This window comes from Bacillus xiamenensis (assembly GCF_000300535.1).
GTDB classification, from domain to species: Bacteria; Bacillota; Bacilli; order Bacillales; family Bacillaceae; genus Bacillus; species Bacillus xiamenensis.
In genome coordinates this window covers 1-447 of record NZ_AMSH01000131.1, presented here as the reverse complement: position 1 = coordinate 447, position 447 = coordinate 1, and the positions used below count along the sequence as shown (strand labels likewise).

At 43.6% G+C, this 447-nt stretch carries 1 rRNA gene; it reads right to left on the bottom strand.

The features are described from left to right. Positions 1-347: ribosomal RNA gene (locus tag BA1_RS19345) — 23S ribosomal RNA — on the bottom strand; the annotation flags it as partial. Between the last annotated feature and the right edge of the window lie 100 nt (positions 348-447).

Here is a 447-nt window from a genome sequence, read left to right as displayed (position 1 = left end):
CCTATAGTATTAATTGGTTGCTTTTTAACTCGTGATAGATTGTCCTACAACCCCAAGAGGCAAGCCTCTTGGTTTGGGCTGTTCCCGTTTCGCTCGCCGCTACTCAGGGAATCGCATTTGCTTTCTCTTCCTCCGGGTACTTAGATGTTTCAGTTCCCCGGGTATGCCTTCTCATACTCTATGTATTCAAGTATGGATACTACTCCATTACGAGCAGTGGGTTTCCCCATTCGGAAATCTCCGGATCAAAGCTTGCTTACAGCTCCCCGAAGCATATCGGTGTTCGTCCCGTCCTTCATCGGCTCCTAGTGCCAAGGCATCCACCGTGCGCCCTTTCTAACTTAACCATTTCTTACTTTAGAAAGAATCACTATGTGTGATGAACTTTGCATTGCATTCAATGTGAATGTATTAATTATTGTTATATAGTTTTATTCGTAATATTTG